23 protein-coding genes, 1 tRNA gene and 1 pseudogene are annotated in these 22,722 nt (G+C 44.5%); 7 read left to right on the forward strand and 18 right to left on the reverse strand.

The features are described 5' to 3' along the window. Positions 1-311 precede the first annotated feature (311 nt). Complete coding sequence (locus tag IM496_RS19655) at positions 312-3,272, reverse strand: type I restriction endonuclease subunit R (protein WP_287662997.1); 2,961 nt, start codon at positions 3,270-3,272, stop codon at positions 312-314. Between the two features lie 329 nt (positions 3,273-3,601). Between IM496_RS19655 and IM496_RS19660 the strand changes: the two genes are divergently transcribed. Continuing rightward, complete coding sequence (locus IM496_RS19660; protein WP_271950292.1) at positions 3,602-3,811, forward strand: DUF4926 domain-containing protein; 210 nt, start codon at positions 3,602-3,604, stop codon at positions 3,809-3,811. 381 nt (positions 3,812-4,192) lie between these two features. Here the strand turns inward: IM496_RS19660 and IM496_RS19665 are convergent, their stop codons facing one another. The 9 genes from IM496_RS19665 to IM496_RS19705 all read right to left on the reverse strand — a co-directional run bounded on the left by IM496_RS19665 (position 4,193) and on the right by IM496_RS19705 (position 11,267). Next, a complete protein-coding gene (locus IM496_RS19665; RefSeq protein WP_287663003.1) occupies positions 4,193-5,512 on the reverse strand; it encodes a restriction endonuclease subunit S in 1,320 nt (439 codons plus the stop codon). 21 nt (positions 5,513-5,533) lie between these two features. Next, positions 5,534-5,941 (reverse strand): putative toxin-antitoxin system toxin component, PIN family, encoded by a 408-nt coding sequence (locus IM496_RS19670; RefSeq protein ID WP_046661731.1) that lies wholly within the window; start codon positions 5,939-5,941, stop codon positions 5,534-5,536. After that, on the reverse strand, positions 5,938-6,156 hold the full coding sequence (locus tag IM496_RS19675) for a hypothetical protein (protein ID WP_198285502.1): 219 nt from the start codon (positions 6,154-6,156) through the stop codon (positions 5,938-5,940). The genes IM496_RS19670 and IM496_RS19675 overlap by 4 nt, the downstream gene beginning before the upstream one ends. A gap of 112 nt (positions 6,157-6,268) precedes the next feature. Continuing rightward, entirely contained in the window at positions 6,269-6,514 is a 246-nt protein-coding gene (locus tag IM496_RS19680; protein WP_149974445.1) for a hypothetical protein, read from the reverse strand. Between the two features lie 20 nt (positions 6,515-6,534). Continuing rightward, the gene (locus IM496_RS19685) at positions 6,535-7,140 is read right to left on the reverse strand and encodes a Uma2 family endonuclease (RefSeq protein ID WP_149974443.1); all 606 of its coding nucleotides are present in this window, start codon (positions 7,138-7,140) and stop codon (positions 6,535-6,537) included. A gap of 2 nt (positions 7,141-7,142) precedes the next feature. After that, entirely contained in the window at positions 7,143-9,179 is a 2,037-nt protein-coding gene (locus tag IM496_RS19690; protein ID WP_287663004.1) for a type I restriction-modification system subunit M, read from the reverse strand. Then, on the reverse strand, positions 9,176-9,550 hold the full coding sequence (locus tag IM496_RS19695) for a hypothetical protein (protein ID WP_002752795.1): 375 nt from the start codon (positions 9,548-9,550) through the stop codon (positions 9,176-9,178). Before IM496_RS19695 ends, IM496_RS19690 begins: the two co-directional genes overlap by 4 nt. 42 nt (positions 9,551-9,592) lie before the next feature. Continuing rightward, positions 9,593-10,480 carry an alpha/beta fold hydrolase gene (locus IM496_RS19700; RefSeq protein ID WP_149974439.1) on the reverse strand — a complete coding sequence of 296 codons (888 nt, stop codon included), beginning with the start codon at positions 10,478-10,480 and terminating at the stop codon, positions 9,593-9,595. A 79-nt stretch (positions 10,481-10,559) separates the two neighbouring features. Further along, positions 10,560-11,267, reverse strand: a complete 708-nt coding sequence (locus IM496_RS19705; protein WP_004268195.1) for an SIMPL domain-containing protein — start codon at positions 11,265-11,267, stop codon at positions 10,560-10,562. Positions 11,268-11,707: 440 nt separating this feature from the next. Between IM496_RS19705 and IM496_RS19710 the strand changes: the two genes are divergently transcribed. Next, on the forward strand, positions 11,708-12,679 hold the full coding sequence (locus tag IM496_RS19710; RefSeq protein WP_287663005.1) for an RpnC/YadD family protein: 972 nt from the start codon (positions 11,708-11,710) through the stop codon (positions 12,677-12,679). A 417-nt stretch (positions 12,680-13,096) separates the two neighbouring features. Further along, positions 13,097-13,699, forward strand: a complete 603-nt coding sequence (locus tag IM496_RS19715; RefSeq protein ID WP_002782221.1) for a Uma2 family endonuclease — start codon at positions 13,097-13,099, stop codon at positions 13,697-13,699. A gap of 120 nt (positions 13,700-13,819) precedes the next feature. Here the strand turns inward: IM496_RS19715 and murA are convergent, their stop codons facing one another. Then, on the reverse strand, positions 13,820-15,133 hold the full coding sequence (gene murA / locus IM496_RS19720; RefSeq protein ID WP_287663007.1) for a UDP-N-acetylglucosamine 1-carboxyvinyltransferase: 1,314 nt from the start codon (positions 15,131-15,133) through the stop codon (positions 13,820-13,822). Positions 15,134-15,324: 191 nt separating this feature from the next. On the opposite strand from murA, the gene IM496_RS19725 reads away from it, so the two are divergent. Beyond that, positions 15,325-15,408, forward strand: a tRNA-Leu gene (locus IM496_RS19725). Positions 15,409-15,470: 62 nt separating this feature from the next. Further along, positions 15,471-16,262, forward strand: coding sequence for a TrmH family RNA methyltransferase (locus IM496_RS19730; protein WP_149986824.1), 792 nt, complete (start codon positions 15,471-15,473; stop codon positions 16,260-16,262). Between the two features lie 75 nt (positions 16,263-16,337). Here IM496_RS19730 and IM496_RS19735 read toward each other — a convergent pair whose 3' ends face one another. The 5 genes and pseudogenes from IM496_RS19735 to IM496_RS19755 all read right to left on the reverse strand — a co-directional run bounded on the left by IM496_RS19735 (position 16,338) and on the right by IM496_RS19755 (position 19,855). After that, a complete protein-coding gene (locus tag IM496_RS19735; RefSeq protein ID WP_287663008.1) occupies positions 16,338-17,108 on the reverse strand; it encodes a hypothetical protein in 771 nt (256 codons plus the stop codon). A gap of 373 nt (positions 17,109-17,481) precedes the next feature. Next, the gene (locus IM496_RS19740; RefSeq protein ID WP_002794338.1) at positions 17,482-17,667 is read right to left on the reverse strand and encodes a hypothetical protein; all 186 of its coding nucleotides are present in this window, start codon (positions 17,665-17,667) and stop codon (positions 17,482-17,484) included. A 1-nt stretch (position 17,668) separates the two neighbouring features. Further along, positions 17,669-18,234 (reverse strand): annotated as a pseudogene (locus IM496_RS19745) (ATPase). 166 nt (positions 18,235-18,400) lie between these two features. Beyond that, the gene (locus IM496_RS19750) at positions 18,401-18,889 is read right to left on the reverse strand and encodes a DUF29 domain-containing protein (RefSeq protein ID WP_194017235.1); all 489 of its coding nucleotides are present in this window, start codon (positions 18,887-18,889) and stop codon (positions 18,401-18,403) included. A gap of 273 nt (positions 18,890-19,162) precedes the next feature. Continuing rightward, positions 19,163-19,855, reverse strand: coding sequence for a Crp/Fnr family transcriptional regulator (locus tag IM496_RS19755; RefSeq protein ID WP_272013554.1), 693 nt, complete (start codon positions 19,853-19,855; stop codon positions 19,163-19,165). A 473-nt stretch (positions 19,856-20,328) separates the two neighbouring features. Between IM496_RS19755 and IM496_RS19760 the strand changes: the two genes are divergently transcribed. Together IM496_RS19760 and IM496_RS19765 are read left to right on the forward strand one after the other, a co-directional pair. After that, the gene (locus IM496_RS19760; RefSeq protein ID WP_002752772.1) at positions 20,329-20,517 is read left to right on the forward strand and encodes a hypothetical protein; all 189 of its coding nucleotides are present in this window, start codon (positions 20,329-20,331) and stop codon (positions 20,515-20,517) included. Continuing rightward, positions 20,502-20,798, forward strand: a complete 297-nt coding sequence (locus tag IM496_RS19765) for a type II toxin-antitoxin system RelE/ParE family toxin (protein ID WP_194017239.1) — start codon at positions 20,502-20,504, stop codon at positions 20,796-20,798. The genes IM496_RS19760 and IM496_RS19765 overlap by 16 nt, the downstream gene beginning before the upstream one ends. A gap of 86 nt (positions 20,799-20,884) precedes the next feature. On the opposite strand, the gene IM496_RS19770 is transcribed toward IM496_RS19765, so the two are convergent. Continuing rightward, positions 20,885-21,016, reverse strand: a complete 132-nt coding sequence (locus IM496_RS19770) for a hypothetical protein (RefSeq protein ID WP_287663010.1) — start codon at positions 21,014-21,016, stop codon at positions 20,885-20,887. A gap of 21 nt (positions 21,017-21,037) precedes the next feature. Further along, entirely contained in the window at positions 21,038-22,474 is a 1,437-nt protein-coding gene (locus IM496_RS19775) for a GTP-binding protein (RefSeq protein WP_194017279.1), read from the reverse strand. Positions 22,475-22,722 lie beyond the last annotated feature (248 nt).

Below are 22,722 nucleotides of genomic sequence, written 5' to 3' on the forward strand. Positions count from 1 at the left end.
CTTGATTTCAGTTTTTTCTTTGTCAGTAAGGGTGTCAACAAGGAATATTACAAATTGTTAACCGAGTCTTGAAAGCCTTGTGCTACAAAGGTTTGAAATGTTAAGAAAGATGTGACTAAAGGACAGCCTTATTAAGGGGGGATGAAGGGGGGATCAGAGGCAAAATCTATCTTCAATTTGATTATAACTACTTACTTAAGTAGGTGGGTGGAATTAAATATAAAATGAACGTAGGTTGGGTTGAAGCATGAAACCCAACGCCCGCATGGGTTAGCGGTAGCGTAACCCATCCTACAAATAATTGTGCCTACCTACTTAGCTTCGGAAGTATTCGATCGCTGCAGGAATCGATTAAAGAGAAAACCGAGGAGCAGGGCCTTAAATTCAAGGTCGTCAGTGAACTTTTTATAAAAGCTGAAGTTGATTTCCACCATGTCCTGCATGATGTCGGATGCCAGGATATCAAAGGCTAGTTTAACATTTTCGGGAGTATTGATCTTAAGGCTCGCTTTCAGGGGTGCGCTGTCATCCAGTTTAGTTTCAAGGTGTTCGATAAAAACTCGCTCATCCTCACTGAAATCAGTACCAAATCGTCGATTAATTTCTTCAATGATTTTCGAGAGGGGTTCTATCTTTTTGGTGGGGGGTTGGCCCGTGCCGGGAGAATAAACCCTAGTACTTTCCGGGACACTCCGTTTTAGTTCAATTTTGCCCCTGTGGGTCTCTTGGATGCGGTAGGAGTTTAGTTCAATGCTTTGTTGAATAGGCAAAGGAAGGGCCTCTGGGGAGGTGGGAAGTTTGCAGATTAAGTGGCGGCAAAATTCATAGAACTTCTCTAAGTCTGCAGCAGGTATGGGGAGTAATTGAGAGACAAAGCCATAAAGTCGGATAAATTCTTGTAGTTTACCGCGAAAACCGACTTTTTCCTCCTCAGAAGCTTCTAGGTAACGGTCGAGTACGGGGTTGAGGCTGCCATGAAGCTTGGCCTGGGTTCCTTGGGAGTGAAAGAATATCTGCGCGAAGCTATCGATGTCCGAGTCTTGGTAAAAGTGATAGTCGTCAAGCTGTGCTTGGATTTTATAGAGCCGGTTGGGGTCGGTGGCTTCCGTCAAGATGGTGCAGTCGTAGTAATCTCTAAAAGCTGCTTCGATCTCATCGGCCTCGTTGGCGAAGTCCAGCACCAGAGTCCCGGTTTTGTGGGGGTGGATGCGGTTGAGACGGGAGAGGGTCTGGACAGCGTTAACCCCAGCTAATTTCTTATCGATGTACATCGCGCCTAGGAGGGGTTGGTCAAAACCGGTCTGGAATTTGTTGGCAACGACGAGAAAGCGGTAGGGAGCTTGTTGAAAGGTGTCTGCGGTGGCTTTGTCAGGGATATGAGTACCTGAGGAGGCGCTATTCATGTTGGTTTCGGTGAAGTCTTCTCCGTCTCTAACTGTCCCAGTAAAGGCGACTAGGGACTGATAGGGATAGTCTTTTTCCTTGAGATAGCGGTCTAGGGCCAACTTGTACCGCACGGCATGGAGACGCGATCGCGTGACAATCATGGCCTTGGCCTTGCCTTGTACCTGATGGGCCACCTGCTCATGGAAGTGTTCGACAATGATGGCCACTTTCTGCTTAATGGTGTGTTCGTGTAAATCGACGAAGTGGCGCAGCAGCGAGGCGGTCCTGGCGCGATCATAGTGGGGGTCATCTTCGATGGTTTTGAGCAGATTAAAATAGGTCTTGTAGGTGGTATAGTTCTCCAGCACGTCGAGAATAAAGCCTTCCTCAATCGCCTGAGCCATGGAATAGAGGCTAAAGGGAGCAAAGCTGCCGTCCGGTTGTCTGGTGCCGAATACTTCTAGGGTTTTGGGTTTCGGCGTGGCGGTAAAGGCAAAATAACTCAAATTAGCAATTTTTCCCCGTTTTTTTGTATCAGAGACGATCCCATCTTCTAAATCCTCCTCTTCTCCCCCTTCCTCGGCGGCGGCCGCTTCTAGGCTGGTGGCGGTGAGGACGCTTTTGAGTTTTTTGGTACTTTCTCCGGTCTGGGAGGAATGGGCCTCATCGACGATTACTGCGAAGCGCTGCCCAGAGAGGGACTGGATTTGATCGACGATGACGGAGAATTTTTGCAGGGTGGTGACGATGATATTTTTCCCGGACTCTAGGGCCTCTTTGAGTTGCCGCGAAGTTTTGTCGATGTTTTCCACCACCCCAGAGGTCTTTTCAAACTGGCGGATAGTGGCCTGTAGTTGCTGATCCAATATACGGCGGTCGGTGATGACGATGATAGAGTCAAAAACGCGGCTATTATGATCATCGTGCAAGCTGACAAGTCCGTGGGCCAGCCATGCTATTGAATTACTCTTGCCACTGCCGGCACTGTGTTGGATGAGATAGGATTTTCCTGTCCCTTCGGCCTTGGCATCGGCCAGCAAACGGCGCACGGCATCTAATTGATGGTAGCGGGGAAAGATGAGCCTTTTTACTCCTGTTTTTCTGCCCTTGTCGTCCTTTTCTTCCTTGAGGGTGATAAAGTTCTCGATTAGGTCAAGGAAGCTATCTTGCCGCCAGATTTGCTCCCACAGGTAGGCGCTGCGGAATTTGGTAGGGTCTGGGTTTGCCGCTACGCCAGTCTTTCCGGGGTTGAAGGGTAGGAAGCGGGTTTCATAGCCCTGGAGGTGAGTGGTGACATAGACCAGATCCGAGTCAACGGCAAAGTGGGAGAGACATAGGCCAAACTTGAGGAGTGGCTCTCTCGGATCTCGATCTTCTTGATATTGTTTAATCGCTTGTTGGAAGTTTTGCCCTGTAAAAGGGTTTTTTAGTTCGGCGGTGAAGATGGGTAAACCGTTAAGAAAGAGGACAATATCGATGCTGTTGAGGGGATTTTTCTGGCTGTAGTACAGTTGTCTAAGGACACTAAAGCAGTTGGTCTGGTAGAGTTTTTGGGTTTCCGGATTGAGACTGCTGGGGGGTTGGAAGTAGGCGAGTTGGAAGCGGCAGCTGTTGGCTTTGATGCCTTTTCTGAGTACTTCTAAGGTTCCCCGATTCTTGATGACTTCGGCAAGCTGTTTGAGGAGTTGGGTGTTTGCGTCGTCACCATACTGGGTTTGGAATTTCTGCCACTCTTGAGGTTGGCTGGTTTGGATGAAGTTAAGGACATCTTCGGGTATGAGGCAAAGTGAGCGCTCATAATCTTTGGAGCTGCGGCGCTGATAGCCACTGTTGAGGAGGCTTGCTTCGATGGTGGCTTCAAAGTTTTTCTCGGAGGTGTCTATCATGTCTTTAGACTGCTGATTGTCAATATTATGCCCTACTTAAGTAGGTAGGCATTAAAAATTATCAGACACCCCCCTTATCAAGGGGGGCAGGGGGGATCGAACCTAAAATCTGTTTTTAATTTAATTATAACCAGCTACTTAAGTAGGTAGGCATTAAAAATTATCAGACACCCCCCTTATCAAGGGGGGCAGGGGGGAGCGAACCTAAAATCTATTTTTAATTTAATTATAACCAGCTACTTAAGTTAAAGTTATTACACAAAGAATAGGAGAGCTACAGATCGAGAAACAAAGTTTGTAACGTTATTCCCCAGTTAGGAGCAAGGAACATGAAATTTAAACTATTTTCCCAAGTTTCTTTAAGAGAAGATATTCCTGAATATGGTTTAAAAAAAGGGAGTATTGGAACAGTTGTTGAATATTATCAGAGGGCTGAAGGTGAGGAAGATGGATACAGTTTAGAAGGCTTAATTTTTCAAGATACGGTAGAGGTAGCAGAATCACAAATTGAATTATTAACGACACCCGCACTTAGTTAGGGTCTGCTGAAAAAGTTTGTTGGTGGGGGCAGGGTGTGGGGTGTGGGGTGTGGGGTGTAGGGTTTCACCGATAGGTTATTACCCGAATGCTTCGCCCCTACAGGACGCAGACTGATGAAGACGCAAGGTTTTGAAGCACAATTCTCTCAAAATCTGGCACCTGTTTCACGAGAAAAACCACAAAAACCTTACCTTGCCTACATTTCACATTTATTCAGTCAACCCTACTTAAGTAGGTAGCCGTTAAAAATTATCAGATACCACCCTTATCAAGAGGGGACTAAGGGTAGGGTTGATTCATGAATCAACCCTACTATAAATCAACCCTAATATCTCTCCGCAAATTCGTTTAAACCCTTGCAAGTTATAATGTGCATGGCTTTAATGTTCCCTCACATCTATTTTACCAGTAACGGCGGCTGAAATTAACGCGGTGCGATATTCTTTGAGATGGTCAATACTGGTGCGGGTTTTGGTGATTAGGTTGTCAATTTTGCTGGTTTCTCGGTCTAGGAATTGGGCGATTTTTTGTTGTTCGGGAAGGGGGGGGAAAGTAATAATAGTTCCTCTTAATTCTTCAGCATTAAGATGAGGCTGTGCAGCTCTCAATTGATGAAATGCAAATTGTATATATCGAACTTCTGATGATAGAAGCTGCCATGCTATAAATTGATTACTACCTTCTTTTACAGTTGTTACCATATCATAGCCAGCTATTGAACCGTGATACTCTTCAGGAATAAGAGCAGAATCTCCTGTGTACGCACCACTTCTGACCACAATTATTTCCCCAGCAGCAAGAACAGCATTTCTACTTTCTGGCACTTGTTTGGGGTCAATATAAATCATATCTTTTTGAAAAATTCGACCGCTTTTTACATTTGTAGCTCTTATTAAAGGTGTTCCATATAAAATTTCTGGTGGTGGTTGTCCAAGTCCATAACGAATGTTAGCAATTCGTTTTAATAAGAGTACCTTCCAATGTTCTGGAATTTCACCCAACCATTCAACCCCGGAATCCTTCATCGGAACATCTGGGTTAAGTCCTTTGGTGACTGCATGGCTAATCAGTGCGGTGCGCTTCTCTTTAAGGAGTTTGATTAAGCGCTCTTTCTTGGTGATTAGGTTGTCAATTTTGCTGGTTTCTTGGTCGAGAAATTGGGCGATTTTTTGTTGTTCAGGAAGGGGGGGGAGAATGGAAAAAACGGACTCAAGCTTCCCTTTAGCTAACTCCTGAAAAGTTGTTCCTTGTCCCCACAATTCCAATTCCCGACGTGCGGACATCAAAAAATAATAAAAAAACTGAATACTATCTTTATATCGGAACACCAAACATCTGCATCCTTGATTAGTACACAATTCGACACCAGTGATAGCTAAGTGTCCAATAGGTGCGCGTGTAGAAAGCACTAAACTACCAACAGCTACTAATTTAGTTCCACAACTTAGATATCCAGATTGAGTAATTTTACGCTCTGTGGAAAAAATTGTGCTACCTTTGAGTTTACCAAGATCGTCAGGTGTAACCCAGAAAATATTGCCATCCCAATACTCAGGTACGCCACTTTTGGGAGTAGATCCATTAAACACTTGAAAAATATACTTAAGTTTCTTCACCTCCCAATGTTCTGGAATTTTACCCAACCATTCAACTCCAGAATCCTTGTAAGTAGGATAAGGCTGCCATTTTTTTGTCATCATATTAATCTAGCTCTTAGGTTACTATTTTATTTGATATTTTGTCTGAAAAAGAGAAACTGAAATAATCTTGGTATGGCCTAGATTTTTAACTTCATCAAAGTCCTTGTCTCCTGTAATAAAGTAATCAGCATTATTAACAATTGCACAGGCTAAAAACTTAGCATCTTTTCTATCTCTGGGGAAATCAATTTCTAAATTAATATCGACGACAAAAGTAACGGCACTTGTAAGAGTCAACCAGTATTGTTTCTGCTCATTAGTTAGCTTTAACCGTTTTCGGGATAAAACCTCTCTATATTCTGCTAAAATATCCGGTGATACTATCCAGTAAAAATCTGGGTTAGATACTACAAAGAGAATTATTTTTTCCGGGTTTCTGTCAGCTATTGCTGCAGAAATAACAACATTAGTATCGATTACAACCTTCATTTTCCTCTTCTATAATCCTCAATTTCAGCTTCAATTTCCTCTTCAGTCAAAGGATTGTCAGCGTGTAAAGCTTGGACTTCTTTAAAGAAATCTCGTAACTTATTAGCTAGAGCTTCCCTGTCATAATTTTTGGCAATAATCATTACTTCCACTTGCTGACCTTTTTGAAAAGGTAAATCAGACAAAACAAGCTGATTGGGATCTTGAATAACCAAGGTTTTCTGATAGATATTCATCACTGGGGACTTAATAAGCGAGAAGCGTTATCTGTATAAATTTCTGTTAACACCCATTTGATAGCTACATTAGCATCAACAACAAAACTCGTCACCTTTGTCTATCCTCTCTTAATAATTCTGTGCTATCCAAAAAATTTCTTCCTTGAAAATGTTCTCGCACTTTAGCAAATCTTTCCCTTGCTTGAGATAAGGTTTCCTTTGTTTTGGTTTTCTCCTCTGTAATAGGTTCAACAGTTACCGTTATATCCACTTCCTGACCTTTAAACTCAGGGGGAATATCTAAATGTAACATCCCATCTTCGCCGATATGAGAGCGTAATTTAATTACTGGCATTTTGACACCTCTTTTTTATTTTATTTGCTTCTCCCCCCTTTTGAAGGGGGGTGGGGGGGATCGTCCAAATCTAAAACAAAATCAGTTAGAATATTCTCACCTGATAAATGTGTGGGATTGTGCAGAACTTCCACCTCTTGATTAGCTCGATAAATCTCAACGGTTTTACTTTTCGGATCGATTAACCATCCTAATTGTAAGCCATTTTCTAAATACTCCCGCATCTTCTCTCGTAGGGTTTTCATCGAGTCAGTTTTTGACCGCAATTCAATGACAAAATCTGGACAAATAGGCGAAAAATCATCCTGTTCCTCTGGGGTTAAAGATTCCCACCTTTCCCGACGTATCCAAGCAACATCAGGAGAGCGATCCGCACCATTAGGAAGATGAAAAGCAGTGGAAGAATCGAACGCTATTCCTAATTGATACTTTTCATTCCAAATATAAACTTGACCGGCTAAATTGAGATTTCTTCTGCCTGTATTGCCTCCTGTGGGTGGCATAATGATCAGTTCTCCTTGGGCGGTTTTTTCTAATCGTAAATCTCTGTTAGACGCAGCTATCTTCTGAAACTGCTCTTGAGTAATTGTCAAAGTTTCTGGCCAATTAACTAAGGGATTATTCATGCTCAAATTCTCTCCTCTAGACTTGTTAACATGGCTAAAATCTCCCCTTCCACTTCCTTAATATCAGCTTCAATTGCCTCTAAAGTTCGCGGTGGCTGATACTTATAAAAATAGCGATTAAAATTAATCTCATACCCCACCTTTCCAAGCGCACCGTCCCTAATATCGCGCACCGTGTCACTAATCCAAGCATCGGTTACATGGGGAAGAACTTCTCGATCGAAATAGTCATTAATATCCTGTTTAAGTGGTACATTTTCCGTATCTCTTAAATCCGTATCCGGTTCGGGATTACCCTGTTTATCCAGACAAATATTAGCCGATTCGTCCCGCTCAGAAAGAGCCGAAAGAATCGCCTTATAAACTGCTGGTGCGAGCGTTATTCCCTTGGTTTTCATCGCTTTCTTTAGCACCTTCTCAAATTCCCCTCGATCCTGATATAAAGTATCGGGAAAACTATTAAGAATGTCTAAAATCAGCCTTTGTTGTTCCTTGCCAGCCTGTTCCTCGATCCCCTTCATTTCATCACTTTTCTTCTTGCTTACTGCCAGACTAGCAAACGCGCTCTGCTCTTTCAATCGCTCAATCCGCTCCGGTGATGCCTGAAAATTGAGCCTCAAGGGACGCTCTACGGTAATCTTGCGGTAGCCGAAATCTTCCCTATCAAAAATCTTACTCACTTCCGAGGGTTGAAAACTCTGGAAAATTTCAGTTATCTCCCGAATATGCTGGGAACTAATCTCCCGGCGCTTGCTGCCAAGACTCTTCCGCATCGGCAGCCAAAACTCGGAGGCATTAATCAGCTGCACCTTACCTCTTCTCTCAGCAGCCTTGTGGTTGGTCAATACCCAGATATATGTGGCAATGCCGGTGTTATAAAATAGGTCATTCGGCAGAGCGATGATTGCTTCGAGCCAGTCATTTTCCAAAATCCAGCGCCGGATCTCGCTCTCCCCACTTCCCGCATCCCCGGTAAACAATGGCGAACCGTTCATAACAATCGCCACGCGGCTGCCTCCTTGGGTCTCCGGCTTCATGCGTGCAATCATGTGCTGTAGAAAAAGAAGTTGTCCGTCACTGATGCGGGGTGTTCCTGCTGAAAATCGGCTGCCTGCTTTTTGTGCCTCTGTCTCCACCGCGTCCTTATCTCGCTTCCAGTCCTTGCCGTAGGGTGGATTGGCCAGGAGATAGTCAAAGGTTTTGTCACTGTGCTGGTCCTGGGAAAGGGTGCTGCCAAACTTGATATTTTCAGCGTCCTTACCGTCCACACTTTTCATGTAGAGGTCGGATTTACACACAGCAAAAGTCTCCGGGTTGACTTCCTGGCCAAAGAGAAACACCTGGGCCTTGGGGTTGAGTTCCAAAATCCGATCCTTGGCAATGGTCAGCATTCCCCCGGAACCGCAGCAGGGATCGTAAACGCTGCGAGTAATGTATTCTTGGCTTAACTGTGTTTTGTCCGGGGAGAAGATGAGGTTAACCATTAACTGAATCACTTCCCGGGGTGTGAAGTGTTCCCCCGGATTTTCATCGAGAGCTTCGTTAAACTTGCGGATGAGTTCCTCAAAGATGTATCCCATCTCTAGGTTAGAAACCTTATCGGGGTGTAAATCGATGTTCTTAAACCGCTCGGTGACGAGAAAGAGCAGGTCTGATTGTTCCAGCTTGTCGATGGTGTTGGCAAAGTCGAACTTCTCTAACACCTCGCGCATATTGCCGCTAAAACTGTTGATGTAGAGCTTGAGGTTAGCGGCCAACTGTTTGGGATCATCGAGGAGTTTCTCGAAGTCGTAGGGACAACTGTTATAGAAGGCAAATCCTGATTTTTTGCAGAGGAGAGGATCGAGATTGTCGAGCTTGTCTTTGTACTGGTGGTAGGCTGTTAAGACCTCCTCTTTGGTCGGCTCTAACACACAGTCGAGGCGACGCAGCACGGTGAAAGGCAAGATGACATCTTGATATTTGCCGCGCTTAAAGGTGTCGCGGATTAAATCCGCGATACTCCAAATAAAACTTACCTTGTCACCGAAGTTGTTCATCTGTTAAGACCGCAGTTTCCCCGCGACCAACCCCATTCTTCCACTCCCACGGAAATTTGCGAACCGGGACGGACATCTCCTTTGGATAAGTCTATCAGAGTGACACTGACTGCGGCGAATAAACTGCCCCGATAAATCGGCTGTCCTTTGTTGTTAGTATTTTTAAAACTAAGGCTAGAAACTTGGGGAGGTTGACCGGAGCGCGTCCAGCGAATGCGCTCAAAACGTCCATTGATAAATTCTGCTGAATAGGACCAACCGTTATTCATGCGGCCTCGACAAAAAAGCTGTTGTGTGGCTACGGTAGCAGGAATATTGACAGATAAACTCAGAAGGCTGAATGTAGCGAGAGCGATCGGCAAAAATTTCATAAAAGTTGGCACTATAGGGTCAAATAATCCTATTATAAGTTTTTAGTTCGCAAATTTAACTATCGCGGCCGCGGTAAGTTCCGGTTTTTCGAGGTGGGGAACATGACCACAGCGAGGAATCCAAACCAGTTGATTATTGGGTAAGGCCTGCTGAAATATCTTCGCGTCTTTTGTGCCTAAAATTTGATCGTTTTCTCCCCAAATAATCAGCGTTTCTCGGTTTATTTGGCTTAATTTCGGTAAAAATGCCCCATAACCGCCACTTTTGGTAAAGGAGATTAAAGCCTCACTCCAGTGGGGACAATTCAGGTGCAGATTGGCACAGGTGCAAGCATCAACAGTGGCTAAAGTTGCATCAAAATAGGCAGTACGACTGATATTTTGACGCACGCGGGGATTGGCTAAAAAATTAGTTGCCCACTTATCGAGGGGAGAAAACATCAATTTACCCAAAACTGGGGGGTTAGCTAGTCCTGCGCTGTCAATCAGGACTAATTTTGCCACTATTTCCGGGTAGGAGAGGGCAAAATCTAGGGCCACTGCACCCCCCATGGAAGCACCGACTAAAATTATCGGTTCTGCGATCGCAGTTTGCCAGAAATGGTAAAGATGGCTTTTAATAGTTTTCGGAGATACTTGTAAATCTGGGTATCGCTCAGTAAAACCGAAGCCGAGTAGATCTATCGCCCAAGTTTCCCTATTTTGGGCGAGTAAGGGTAGTAAACGCCGAAATTCCAGCAGGGAACTATCAAAACCGTGCAGAAGGAGAAAAGGCGGTTGACCTTGCCCTTGTTGACTATAGGTAGTTAGAATCGATCGAGGATAGATGGGGCTATCGATGGCAATTTGTTGGATATTTTCGAGGAGAGCAAGGGAGGTATCTTCACTCAATCCCTCCCTAACAGTGGGTAAAAAGTTAGGATAATTCACGGATGAGGGCGAAAGTTTGATGAGGCAACAGGCAAGAGGTGGTTAGATATGTGTAGTTAGTTGTCTCTAGCTACAGATGTTAATAGCTAATTTCGAGGGTGACAGCAGCGCGCAGGGTTTGTTCCCCTCCGATAACCGGGCTACTGGCAGCATCGGCACTCCGAAAAACCGCTTCTGAGCGGGCTATTGGCACAGGATTACTGGTATTACCCACTTGGATAGAAACCGTTTCTTTCGGCACTAAACCGAGGGCTTGTAACACGATTGTAGCCTGTTCTCTAGCTTGTTCCGTGGCTTTGATGAGAGCGGTTCTTTGGGCAGCTGCGATCGCTGATTCTCCAGCAGTAAAACTGACCCCATCGATGCGTGTCGCCCCGACTTTCACCGCTTCATCGATTAAAATCCCCGCTTGGGCTATATCAACCTGAAAACTAATCAAATTAGCCCCGATATAACCGATTAAACGTCTTTGGTTGTTGCTGAAGTCGTAATTGGGCTGTAAACTAATGCCAGTGGTTTCCAATTTTTCCACTTGACGGGAACGGAGAAATTTAACCACCGCATCGCTACGATTGGCGGTTTCCCGCTGCACCTTACCCGCTTCTTTGCCTTGAATTTCTACCCCTAAGCGCACTATTGCTTGAGAAGTGGCGATATTTTCTATCCCTTCTCCCGTTACGGTAATTGTCCTCAATTCTCTTTCGTTTGCGTAACTAGGCATAACTAATCCGGTGTTGATGAGGATAAGGGACAGCAAAAAAGCCAAGCAAAATTTTCTGTAATTCATGAAAAATCCGTAGCGATCGATACTATATTTCGATTCTAGCCTTTATTTTGGGCAATTGATCGCAAGATTATCCCTTTTCCGTCACTTTCGGAATATTGGTGACTAAGCTCTGGGGAACTTGAGAAGGGGCATTTAAGCAATGAGTGTGAAGAACCACAGAGACACAAAGAACACAAAGACCGATCGCTATTATATAAGTAGGTAGGCGTTAAAAGTTATCAGACACCCCCCTTATCAAGGGGGGATTAAGAGGGGATCGGCACCCCCCTTATCAAGGGGGGCAGGGGGGATCGAACCTAAAATCCATTTTCAATTTAATTATAACCAGCTACTTAAGTTAAACTTATCACACAGAACCTAGAAGAGCCGATAAATTCTCAAAACTTGCTATGATCTAACAAGATTGTTAATGCACTTTCTCGGCTTAATTATCCCCTGCAATGACTCGCCAAATTCACGACCAATTTGCCAAGGAATATTTAGAAGAACTCTTAGCGTCTCTGGGAACGATTAAAAAGAGCAAGAAAGTCAAGAGTGAAGTTCAAGAAATCGATGTCTGGTTTGAACCAGCCAGTTCAGCATCAAGGACTGAATTACCCTTGGGCATACTCGGTAAAATGGCGGCGACTTGCTGCTTATTTGAACCCTTCCGTAATCCTCCCTCCGAGGTAGAGATTCGCAGCTGCATCTCAAAGTTATATGCGGTTCATGGCGAAGTCTTAAGGAAGGCGAAAAGGACAAGCAAAACTCTAACTGAAGCTGAACTACCAGTTCTCTGGATTTTAACGCCTACTTTTTCAGCGAGAATGATTGAAGAAGTCGTGGGAATCCCCCCTTCATTCCTACCAGAAGAGGGGATGAAAGAGGAGTGGGGAAAAGGAGTTTATTTTTCCCCTAGCCTGTTCAAAACAGGAATCGTCGCCATCCATCAATTACCAGTCAATGAGGAGACTTTATGGTTGAGGGTGCTAGGAAAAGGAGGGACACAGAAACGAGCAGTAGAAGAATTAGTGCAATTGCCTGAAGGTAATCCTTTCCAAGAGAATTTACTGGAAATTCTGGCCAACTGGCGCAAGAGTTTGGAATTAAGAGATAATTTAAGTACCGAGGAACAGGAGGACATTATGAACCTATCACCAGCTTATTTACAACAACGAGAAGAGTGGAAACAAGAAGGGATACAAGAAGGGATACAAGAAGGGATACAAGAAGGGATACAACGAGGCAGTTTAGAAGAACGGTATTCCCTCATAACCAGTCTTCTGGAAGGACGTTTTGGCAGCCTAGATGCAGAATTATCTGGTCTGGTGGAACAGATTGCCCAACTTCCCATCTCCGAACGCACCGGGTTACTTCTTTCTCTGGCTAATTTATCTCGCTCAGAACTGTTAGAAAGATTCAGGGAAAATTAAACTTTCACTCCCCCTAAGCTAGGAAAAACTATTCCCAAGCATTAATAGAAAACGGGTTTCTCGGAGAAACCCGCTTTCTGTGCGTTACTCAACGGATTTAGTATGACAACTGATAAAAACCCCTCTAATTAATGAAAGGGAATTGTCGGATTTTATTGATGGTATTAGGAGACTTTTGTGGTTTCTTTTTCTGAAAAGACGGACAATAAAATAACAATACACACTCTCCTTTTTTAAAATGTATTCTAAGCTACATTTTTATAAATATTTACATTACTCTCCGTCAGGCTTCTTTGGCAAGGTTAAGAGCGATCGCATTCTATCTTTTGGTAGTTAATAATGCCGTTGACAAGAGCTAAGTTAAGATTGAAGGGCATTCAGTTGTTAATTCGTGTAATTCTTGAGTAGGGCGAAAATATGACGACACTACTTGTACAAGCGACCTCGGCTCCTTTGATGATTGATCTTCCTTGGATTATGCCGATGACGGAGGAGCAATTTTATGAATTTTGTTTAGCCAATCGAGATTTACGCATTGAACGCAGTGCTAGTGGAGAAGTGATCGTTATGCCCCCTGCTTTTTCAGATACGGGTAATCGCAATTTTAATATAGCTCTGCAACTGGGGAACTGGTCAGAACTAGATGGAACGGGGCTTGGGTTTGATTCTAGTGCGGGTTTTACGCTGCCCAATGGTGCGACTCGTTCACCGGATGCTGCTTGGATTAAATTAGAACGCTGGAATGCTTTAACAGAAAAACAAAAAGCCTCTTTTGCCCCCATCTGTCCCGATTTTGTCATTGAATTACGTTCTGCTAGTGATACAGTATCCAGTTTGCAGAAAAAGATGGAAGAATATATTGCCAATGGTACTTTATTGGGTTGGTTAATTGATCGCCAAAATCGCCAAGTCTATATTTATCGCCCCCATCGAGAACCGGAGATTTTAAATGCTCCTGAAACCATTAGTGGTGATCCAGAATTGCCGGGGTTTGTATTAGTAATGGCTAAGATTTGGTAAATGCGATCGCTGATGAAAGGTTCCGTCAATATAGAACAACTAAGCACGATTAACGCTGTTCTATATTGTTGCTCACGGGAATCCTCAACACTGATAGAACAGCGATAACTAATCATCCTGTTAAGATTGGGTCAGGGTAGCCAATTCTAAGGCTAAAGGATCAACCCGGCGTAAATTTGCCCCTAATGCTCTTAATTTACCCTCTAAATTATCGTAACCTCGATCGAGGTGATGGAGTCCCTGCACAATAGTAGTCCCCCGGGCTGCCAATCCTGCCACCACCAAAGCTGCCGAAGCGCGTAGATCCGTGGCCATCACCGGCGCCCCGGAGAGGAAAGGCACACCGCGCACTAAAGCCACATTTCCCTTGACCTTGATATCTGCTCCCAGACGCTTTAATTCGGCCACATGACGCAGACGGTTTTCAAAAACCGTCTCATTAACCACGCTACTGCCCTCGGCTAAAGTTAATAGAGCCATAAATTGGGCCTGCATATCCGTGGGAAACCCGGGATAGGGCAGGGTTTCGATATCGGTGGCTTTTAAGTCTTTAGGGATAATCCGGAGACGATTGGGACCATCTTCCACCACTTCCGGACCGATTTCGTGCAGTTTGGCAATTACCGAAGCTAAATGGCTGGGAATCACGGGATAAAGACTAATTTCTGAGCGGGTAATCGCCCCGGCTATCAGTAAAGTCCCGGCTTCAATGCGATCGGGAATGATACTGTAATCGGTACTGTGCAGACGGGAAACTCCCTCGATGACAATTGTATTGGTCCCAGCACCGCGAATTTTTGCCCCCATGGAAACACAAAAATTGGCTAAATCAATCACCTCTGGCTCCTGGGCTGCATTACCGAGAATGGTTTCCCCGAACGCTAAAGTCGCCGCCATCATTAGGGTTTCCGTCGCTCCCACACTGGGATAATCCAGATAAATATTCGCCCCTTTCAGACGACCATTACCCTTAACGCGGGCGTGTACCATGCCGCCATCAATTAATACATCTGCACCCATTGACTGTAGGCCCCTAACGTGGAGATCCACTGGTCTGGCCCCAATGGCGCAGCCGCCGGGGAGGGGAACTTTTGCTTCTCCTAAACGGGCTAAAATCGGTCCAATGGCAAAAAAACTGGCTCGCAACTGGGAGACGAGATCGTAGGGTGCTTGAGCTTGTTTGAGGTCTCTGCCATCAATCTCTAGTCTATCTCCGGTGCGACGGACTTGCACGCCCAAAGCCGAGAGAATTTGACTCATCCGCTCGATATCGGCTAGGGCTGGTACATTACCAATCTGGCACTCGTCGGAGCAGAGTAAAGCTCCCGCCATAATCACTAGAGCGGCATTTTTGGCACCACTGATCTTGACTTCACCCTTGAGAGAGTGACGACCTTGAATTTCTAAATAGGGATGCTCGATATCGATAGTCATAGGATCATTCATTTATCTTAGTTGGGAGTCTTGGCTAAGGAAAGCTTCGGTAAAATTAGACTGCATCTTATCAGATTTTTGAACGAATTATCGGTGATTCTACCCCGAAAAGCGATTTTTGTCTTAATTATCTGAACCATCTTGACTTATGGATTGTCCGATAGTATGATAGGAGATTGTGAAAGAAAAACGCGGAACTGGCGGAATTGGTAGACGCGCTAGATTCAGGTTCTAGTGTCTGCAAAGACTTTCGGGTTCAAGTCCCGAGTTCCGCATTATCTCCCTCAAAACGTAGTTATTTAGGGCAGCCCTAGCGGGGTGAAAAATCCGATTGGCTATGATTAGCAGTGTTCAAAACCCTTTAATCAAGCAAATTCGCAAGCTACACCGCACTAGAGAGCGACAGGAGCAGAATTTGTCCTTAATTGAGGGAACCCACTTACTAGAGACGGCTTTAGCCGTGAATTGTTCCCTAGAGACGGTTTGTTATACTGAAAAGTGGCAGCAAAGACAGGGACAATTAGCAGAGAAGCTTCAAAATCAGGCGAAACGAGTCGAGATAGTTTCCCCGGAAGTCCTCGCTTCCCTAGCAACAACGGTTAATCCCGATGGTGTGATTGCCACTATTTCCCGTGATCACCTTCATCCAGTCCCCCAAAATCCGCTACAATTGGGCTTAGTTTTGGAAAGATTGCAGGATCCAGGCAATCTCGGCACTATTATCCGCACTGCTGTGGCTACAGAGGTACAGGGTATCTGGTTAAGTCTTGATAGCGTCGAAATCGATAACCCTAAAGTGATCCGCAGTTCCGCCGGGGAATGGTTTCGATCGCCCCTAGTGGTAGAATCGGATTTATCCGCTTTAGTGAAAAAATATCAAGCACAGGGGGTAAAAGCGATCGCGACTTTACCCACAGCCACAAAAAACCACTGGGAGATTGATTTTACCCGTCCGACTTTAATATTATTAGGCAATGAAGGAGCCGGTTTATCGCCCCAATTAGCGACTTTAGCCGATGAAACGGTGAAAATTCCCCTCTTTGGTGGTGTGGAATCTTTAAATGTTGCGATCGCTACTGCTGTCATCCTCTACGAAGCTAGAAGACAATTAAGCTGCCCGCGCATTTGAATTGCTTGTTGAGATGAGGCACTCATGCAAGGGGCAAGAGGCAACAGTAAAGAGATTGGGGGAGATTTAGCCAATCTAAGAAAGTGATAGCAAAGTAGCGATTGCGGGGAGCAGTTTTGCACATGACTCGGCCAGTTTGGCAGCATCGGGCAAACCGGCAATCGTTCCTTTGAGAATTTTCAAAGCAGTTTTTGCCGCTTTTTGGAGTGCATTATCTTCAGGTTTCTGTCCTGCTTCTGCCAAGGTTTTGACCTGTTCCATCGCCTCCGCTTTATCTTCCGGCGCTAGGTGGGATTCATTTTTGATCGCAGATTGAAGCTGTTCGAGCAGTGTGGCCAGTTGAGTTGCTTCAGGGGTATTCGTCGATTGCAGTTGACCGATGCTGTTAGTGACCACACCGCTAATTTCTCCGAGTGCAACCCCGGTCATGGTTTGATTTTCGCCTGCGGCGGCAATTCCGCTCACGTTTCCCTGTACGCCGCTGATGTTGACGTTTCCTTTATTTTCTGTCATAGTTTCTCCAAAGTTGTAATAGTTTTCCGCGTAAAGCTTTGGGCTGGTGTCGGGTTCAGCAAAGTTAGAATCAACCGCTTCATAAGCTTTTCCTGTTAGAGTGCCCTTGTATTGATTCTGGCTTTTTTGTTGCCATTTAATATAACCATATTCTTCTAATATATCGAACGTTGCGAATGTGACAGGAGGCCAGCTATCAGAACCCTTGTAATCAACCCAACCATAATCTGTAAGAGTCCTAATGTACCAAATACTGTCCTCTTTAAGATTACCAGCCCGTACTTCTTTAACTATCCATCGCAAAAGGTTTTTTTGATTTTCTGTTAATGTCATATTGACACCTCCAAAAATAATTAACAGTACCATTATACTATGTAGTTTTGATTTTCGTAACGGGAATTTGCTAAAATTGACATCTATATAGGGTCTGCTGAAAAAGTACGGGCGAAGCATTCGGATAGAAAATCTACGGTTTCACCGATAGGTTATTGCCCGAATGCTTCGCCCCTACAGGACACGGGCCGATGAAGACGCAAGGTTTTAAACGAAGATTCTCTCAAAATCTTGCACCCGTGAGAGCAAAACAGAACCCTAAAACCCTTACCTCGTCTATATTTCACATTTATTCAGCAAGCCCTATATAAATCCCTCGGATAGGTGAAACTGTTTCTATGAATAGTGAAATTTGAGACAGTCAACCAATTTTTTACACTTCCGTTTTTTTGGCAAGTTTTGGCGGAATTTGCTCGGCTGTTAAGGTGACAATTTGGCCATCTTTGAAAATGCTGATAGACTCTCCTAAGAGGCGGTGTCTCTCAATTGCTTCTGCGATTGCGACTCTAACACCTGTATCGATTTTCTGATGCAGTTCCGTTAAGGTGGGTTCAGTCATTTTAGTTTCTGGTAATGATTCGGAAGGTGTCTGGGTTATAAATAATAGGAGGTTGATTAAATCCTAACGCAGCAACTAAGTGCGGTTCATCCCCAGAATTATTATAGATAACCCAAGTATCGCATAAAGGTAAATACAACTGCATGAGGTTAATACGTCCCCGCTCATAACGACGACGAACCACATCTTCAGGAATATTATGACCGCCACTGGCTACCCTTCTGTGAACTCTCTCTAAAGCTAATTCTGGACTTTGTAGCCAAAAATAAATAAGATTGAGCCTATAGCCAGAACTGCGACAGTCTCTCAAAAAACGGGCAAAATGTCGGGCTGCCAGGGTGCTTTCAAAGGCAAAATCTATTCCTTGGCACTTCAGTGTTATCAGTCTTTCTAACATCAACCGTCCTGCTTGGATAGCAACCGACTCAGGATTAAAAGGTGAGAGTCCGGCGGCATTTCATCGGCGTTAACGTACTCGATAACGCCTAAAAAGTTGGGTAAAATTTTTTTAGCGACGGTGGTTTTCCCGGAACCATTGGGGCCACCAATTAGATAAACGTCAGACATGAGGGAAAAGCTCGTCCTCCAGATTATTTTGAGATAACCTCGAACTAAGTCGCTGATTATAATTAAATTGAAGATAGATTTTGGTTTCGATCCCCCCTTAATCCCCCCTTAATAAGGGGGGTTTTTGACAGTTTTTAACATCTAACTATTTAAGTATCAGTGGCTCTCAAATTTCCGTAAGAAAAGGTGCGATATCGATGGGGAACCAATCCCCATCTAATACTTGTTCGAGAGTGAATATAGACTCTAGGGGAATTGTGTTTTTATCGACAATTCTCCCATCAATTAGGGTTTGTCTTGCGTCTGAATAGGCCTCCCCAAAGGAATTAATGGCATGATTTTTTAGCGTTTGGGTTTTGATCTTTTTTTTCAGTTGCACTCGAAAAGTGGCTATCTCTCCCAGCCAATGACGCGCATTTCGTTCTCTTTCCGTTGTCCAATAACTCAGTTTTAAAAGATGAATTAATAGTTGAGTTAATAAACTTTCGACGGCCTGGCGCTCGCTTCTCCCCATGCACTCCACTTCCTCGATCAGATTTTCCCAGTCCACTCTGTCAAACTCTTTTCGCTTTAAAAGTTCGGCGGTTTTTTCTGTCCAGAGAACAAAATCTTCCTCGTAGAGAATGAAGATCAATGGTGGGGTTTGTGCGGTCATAATAGATTTCTGGGGTTGCTGATTTGTGATAGGAATCTTCTTGTGTGGGGTTTTTAAAAACTGGAGCCAAACTAAGTAGCTGGTTATAATTAAATTAAAAATGGATTTTAGGTTTGATCCCCCCTTCCCCCCTTGATAAGGGGGGTGCTGATCCCCCCTTAATCCCCCCTTGATAAGGGGGGTATCTGATGATTTTTAACGCCTACCTACTTAACTTTTGGATAGGATGCACAGTTAGCATTCATAGCGTGAGTCAGCAACACCGCAGAAAAATTAATTCTGACTCAAAAATAAACTGGGCAATCCGATCAGATTATCCTGCTTAAAAAAGATCGAATTTTGTTGTCGCAATTTACCGATTAATCTTGTTACTGTTACTCTGGTAGTGCCGATGGCGCTGGCAATTTGAGCGTGAGTTAGGGGATAGGGAAGATAATAGCCTTCTACACAGGGTTGACCGTATTCTTCCAGTAATAAAACCAAGAACCCCATTAATCGATCGAGGGAGCGTTTTTGACCGAGAATACTCAACCAAAATAACTTACGCTGGTATTGATGGCGAAAAGTTTCCATAACAGCCGATCGCAATTGCGGCCATTTTTCTAGGTCTTCCCAGTATAACCAGACTAATTCGGTCTCGTCTAGATGAGCTTGGGCTTGTAATTGAAAGGGAAATTGAGAAACAATCTCAAAAGGTTGACCTGCACCCACAAAACCGAGAAATACTTCCTCACTATCGGCAATAGGTGGTTGACGGGGGAATTTTTGGTCGATAACGTTAACTTGTGCCTTACCAACAATACGAATCGCCCCAGATTCCACAAAGTATAACAGTCCGGGGCGTGTGGCGACTTTTTCATCTTTGGCAAAGGTATGATTACGATAATGGGATTTTGCCCAGTTAAAGATTTCTGTTTCTTGACCGATTAAGGGTATAAAATCCGACGAAGGAACCGAAGAAGACATTAAAATTAATAACCCATTGGGGCGTTGAGGGAACTGTAAACTAATGTAACAAAAAATTGCTGCGATTGGGGGGGGCTTGTGGCCGCTAGATGGTTATCGGTCAATAATCCCTAAAAGTTGCGGGGATTGAGCAGATAGGAGAATTATTAAGTATTCTTAACAGAATACCCGCCCCAATGTTACAAAAGCGAGATAATCACCTTATCTATTCTTAACTTTTTCTCGCTTTTCTGGGGACTATGGCATAAGATAGGATGCGTGACTATTAGTTTTCTATCTATGATATAGCGTTTCTCTTAAAGATGAAGTATAAAGAAATTTGGCATTATCTCTTGGCGACCAGCTACTGTTAACCGTTCCCTGTTCGCTAAAACCAGATACTTCGTACCTCACTATTAAGATAACTGCTATAGATGATAGTTGATAGATAATTTAAATTTATACTTTTCCTTAAAAACTTCGGTCAAACTTGTATGAATAGCATTAGACAAAAAGTGGAATCCCTCTTGAATCAATTACCGGATGATTGTTCAATTGAAGATATTCAGTATCATTTATACGTTCTGGAGAAGGTGCGTCAAAGTTTGAGCGCTGCCTCTCTGGAGAATACAATCCCCCAAGAAGAAGTTGAGGGTCTTTTAAACAAATGGCTGATCGAGTGAATTATCGCCTTGTCTGGTCGCCCAAAGCAATTGAAGACGTGGATGCGATCGCATCTTATATTAGTCGAGATTCCCCGTCCTACGCGGCGGCCGTCGTGCGTCGAATTCTTGATATAAGCTATTCTTTAGAAAATTGTCCCCTAGAAGCGAAAAAATGCGCCGAATTTAGCGATGAAACCATCCGAGAAAAGTCTGCCTATGCCTACCGTCTGATCTATCAAATTCAAGGGGTGGTAGTTATTATAGCGGCGATCGTCCATAGTAAGCATTTCTTGGATTGATCGAGTCAGTGATCACTGATCAACTGTTAGGAGTCGGTCGTCAGGAGATAGGAGATAGGGTGTTGGGGTGTCAGGGTTTTAGGGTTTTAGGGTTTTAGTTGAAATTTCCCCACTTCCCCACTTCCCACTTCCCCACTTCCCCACTTCCCCACTTCCCCACTTCCCACTTCCCCACTTCCCCACTTCCCCACTTCCCCACTTCCTAATTCATAATTCATAATTCATAATTTCCACTTCTCCTAACCCCCACCCGCCAATTTTGAGCCTAATTCCCGCTTAATCCGGTTGAGAATCGAGGTTTCATCGAGGGAATCGAGAATACTGGCTACCACTGCCTTCGGGCCATCGGGTCCCCAGGTGGCCCCATTAGCGAGATAGGTTTTCGTCACTTGGCCGATCGCATAACAGGATACACCGGCAACCCCCGCTTGAGTCAGGGCGATCGAAGTATAGGGAAGGAGAGAAATGCCGCCAGTGGCAGGAATCGAGAGGCCAAGCAGTCCTTTGAGGGAACTTAAGCCCAAAACCGCTAAAAATTCGCTGGCACTAATACCCCCCATATTGAGGGCAATTTTTTGTAAAAGAGCGATCGCCCCCCGACGAGTTAAATCGATGCCGTATAAGCGAGAAAGAGCGAGAATCATGGCCAGATCGATAACTGCTCCCGTAAACAAATCCAACACCGTCACCGGATTGAGAGCGATCGCCGATGCTTTGATCATCACTGCTTTTTGAATCAATTGATTAGCGCCGCGATCGCGGATAGCCATTTTGCGGGCGACAATTTGCTCGTTTACCTCGTCCGCATACAGCATAGAATTGAGTGCTACCAGCGATTTACCCTCTCGCTCTAGAATTTCCAAAATTTTGAGTTTCAGGGCTTCTATCTGGGGTTTTCCGCGAAATCGTTGCGTTTTTAGCCGCCCATCCTGCCCCTTGACGGTATCCGTCAGGAGGGGAGAGGCTGCCACCATAACAATCTCATCGGGGGAGAGTAATTCTTTCACCCGTTCTGAGGCGATTTTCTCATAGATAGCGAGGCGATCGACTTCCGGATACTGATCGATTTTATTAAAGACCAAAATCATCGGTTTTCCCGCTTCCCGCAACTTGGCCAGGGCGGAAAATTCCACTTTGGTCATATCACCAGAGATGATAAAAAGGATTAAATCCACCTGCTGCGCCACCTGACAGGCGAGAATTTCCCTCGTTTGCCCATCTACCTCATCAATACCGGGAGTATCAAGCAATTGCACCTGAGCATTACCCTGGCCGTTCAGGGTCAGACGCGCTAGATTGGGGAAGGTATCATCGCTGCTTAACTGCCAATTTACCCCTTTAATGGTGCGGGTAACTCCGTGTAGAGGACCGGTCGTAAAGATTTCTTGACCGACCAGAGCATTTAAAATCGAGGATTTTCCCCGGCCCACCAGGCCAAAAGCGGCAATTTGAATCAGGGATCGATCGAGTTTTTCTAGCAGGGCCACTAGGCGATCGATCTCCGCTTCTAGACCAATTTTCTCGATCGAGGTAAGATCGAGACGCTCAACAAGTTTGCCCAGAGAATTGCGTGCCTGATTATAGTTGAGTTCTTCTTGAATAGTGCCGACACCTCGAAGTGCTTGTTCTAGGTCTTCGGTATTCCAAGCTCGATCGAGGAACGGGTCAGAGGTCATTTCAGTTATCAGTTATCGGTTATCAGTGATTAAGTGGGTGGGTGTTAAAAATTGTCAGATACCCCCCTTATCAAGGGGGGATTAAGGGGCGATCGGCACCCCCCTTATTAAGGCTGTCCTTTAGTCACATCTTTCTTAACATTTCAAACCTTTGTAGCACAAGGCTTTCAAGACTCGGTTAACAATTTGTAATATTCCTTGTTGACACCCTTACTGACAAAGAAAAAACTGAAATCAAGTCAGGATAA

It is taken from the genome of Microcystis sp. M049S2, assembly GCF_020245625.1.
GTDB classification, from domain to species: Bacteria; Cyanobacteriota; Cyanobacteriia; order Cyanobacteriales; family Microcystaceae; genus Microcystis; species Microcystis ichthyoblabe_A.

Excerpts from the sequence above, each read along its gene's own strand:
- IM496_RS19655 (WP_287662997.1), bottom strand. The coding sequence starts at position 3,272 with ATGATAGACACCTCCGAGAAAAACTTTGAAGCCACCATCGAAGCAAGC.
- IM496_RS19765 (WP_194017239.1), top strand. The coding sequence starts at position 20,502 with ATGGCTGATCGAGTGAATTATCGCCTTGTCTGGTCGCCCAAAGCAATT.
- IM496_RS19775 (WP_194017279.1), bottom strand. The coding sequence starts at position 22,474 with ATGACCTCTGACCCGTTCCTCGATCGAGCTTGGAATACCGAAGACCTA.
- IM496_RS19740 (WP_002794338.1), bottom strand. The coding sequence starts at position 17,667 with ATGACTGAACCCACCTTAACGGAACTGCATCAGAAAATCGATACAGGT.
- IM496_RS19750 (WP_194017235.1), bottom strand. The coding sequence starts at position 18,889 with ATGACCGCACAAACCCCACCATTGATCTTCATTCTCTACGAGGAAGAT.
- IM496_RS19730 (WP_149986824.1), top strand. The coding sequence starts at position 15,471 with ATGATTAGCAGTGTTCAAAACCCTTTAATCAAGCAAATTCGCAAGCTA.
- IM496_RS19770 (WP_287663010.1), bottom strand. The coding sequence starts at position 21,016 with ATGAATTATGAATTAGGAAGTGGGGAAGTGGGGAAGTGGGGAAGTGGG.
- IM496_RS19690 (WP_287663004.1), bottom strand. The coding sequence starts at position 9,179 with ATGAACAACTTCGGTGACAAGGTAAGTTTTATTTGGAGTATCGCGGAT.
- murA (WP_287663007.1), bottom strand. The coding sequence starts at position 15,133 with ATGACTATCGATATCGAGCATCCCTATTTAGAAATTCAAGGTCGTCAC.
- IM496_RS19685 (WP_149974443.1), bottom strand. The coding sequence starts at position 7,140 with ATGAATAATCCCTTAGTTAATTGGCCAGAAACTTTGACAATTACTCAA.
- IM496_RS19710 (WP_287663005.1), top strand. The coding sequence starts at position 11,708 with ATGACTCGCCAAATTCACGACCAATTTGCCAAGGAATATTTAGAAGAA.
- IM496_RS19665 (WP_287663003.1), bottom strand. The coding sequence starts at position 5,512 with ATGATGACAAAAAAATGGCAGCCTTATCCTACTTACAAGGATTCTGGA.
- IM496_RS19695 (WP_002752795.1), bottom strand. The coding sequence starts at position 9,550 with ATGAAATTTTTGCCGATCGCTCTCGCTACATTCAGCCTTCTGAGTTTA.
- IM496_RS19715 (WP_002782221.1), top strand. The coding sequence starts at position 13,097 with ATGACGACACTACTTGTACAAGCGACCTCGGCTCCTTTGATGATTGAT.
- IM496_RS19735 (WP_287663008.1), bottom strand. The coding sequence starts at position 17,108 with ATGACATTAACAGAAAATCAAAAAAACCTTTTGCGATGGATAGTTAAA.
- IM496_RS19755 (WP_272013554.1), bottom strand. The coding sequence starts at position 19,855 with ATGTCTTCTTCGGTTCCTTCGTCGGATTTTATACCCTTAATCGGTCAA.
- IM496_RS19680 (WP_149974445.1), bottom strand. The coding sequence starts at position 6,514 with ATGCCAGTAATTAAATTACGCTCTCATATCGGCGAAGATGGGATGTTA.
- IM496_RS19660 (WP_271950292.1), top strand. The coding sequence starts at position 3,602 with ATGAAATTTAAACTATTTTCCCAAGTTTCTTTAAGAGAAGATATTCCT.
- IM496_RS19760 (WP_002752772.1), top strand. The coding sequence starts at position 20,329 with ATGAATAGCATTAGACAAAAAGTGGAATCCCTCTTGAATCAATTACCG.
- IM496_RS19705 (WP_004268195.1), bottom strand. The coding sequence starts at position 11,267 with ATGAATTACAGAAAATTTTGCTTGGCTTTTTTGCTGTCCCTTATCCTC.
- IM496_RS19670 (WP_046661731.1), bottom strand. The coding sequence starts at position 5,941 with ATGAAGGTTGTAATCGATACTAATGTTGTTATTTCTGCAGCAATAGCT.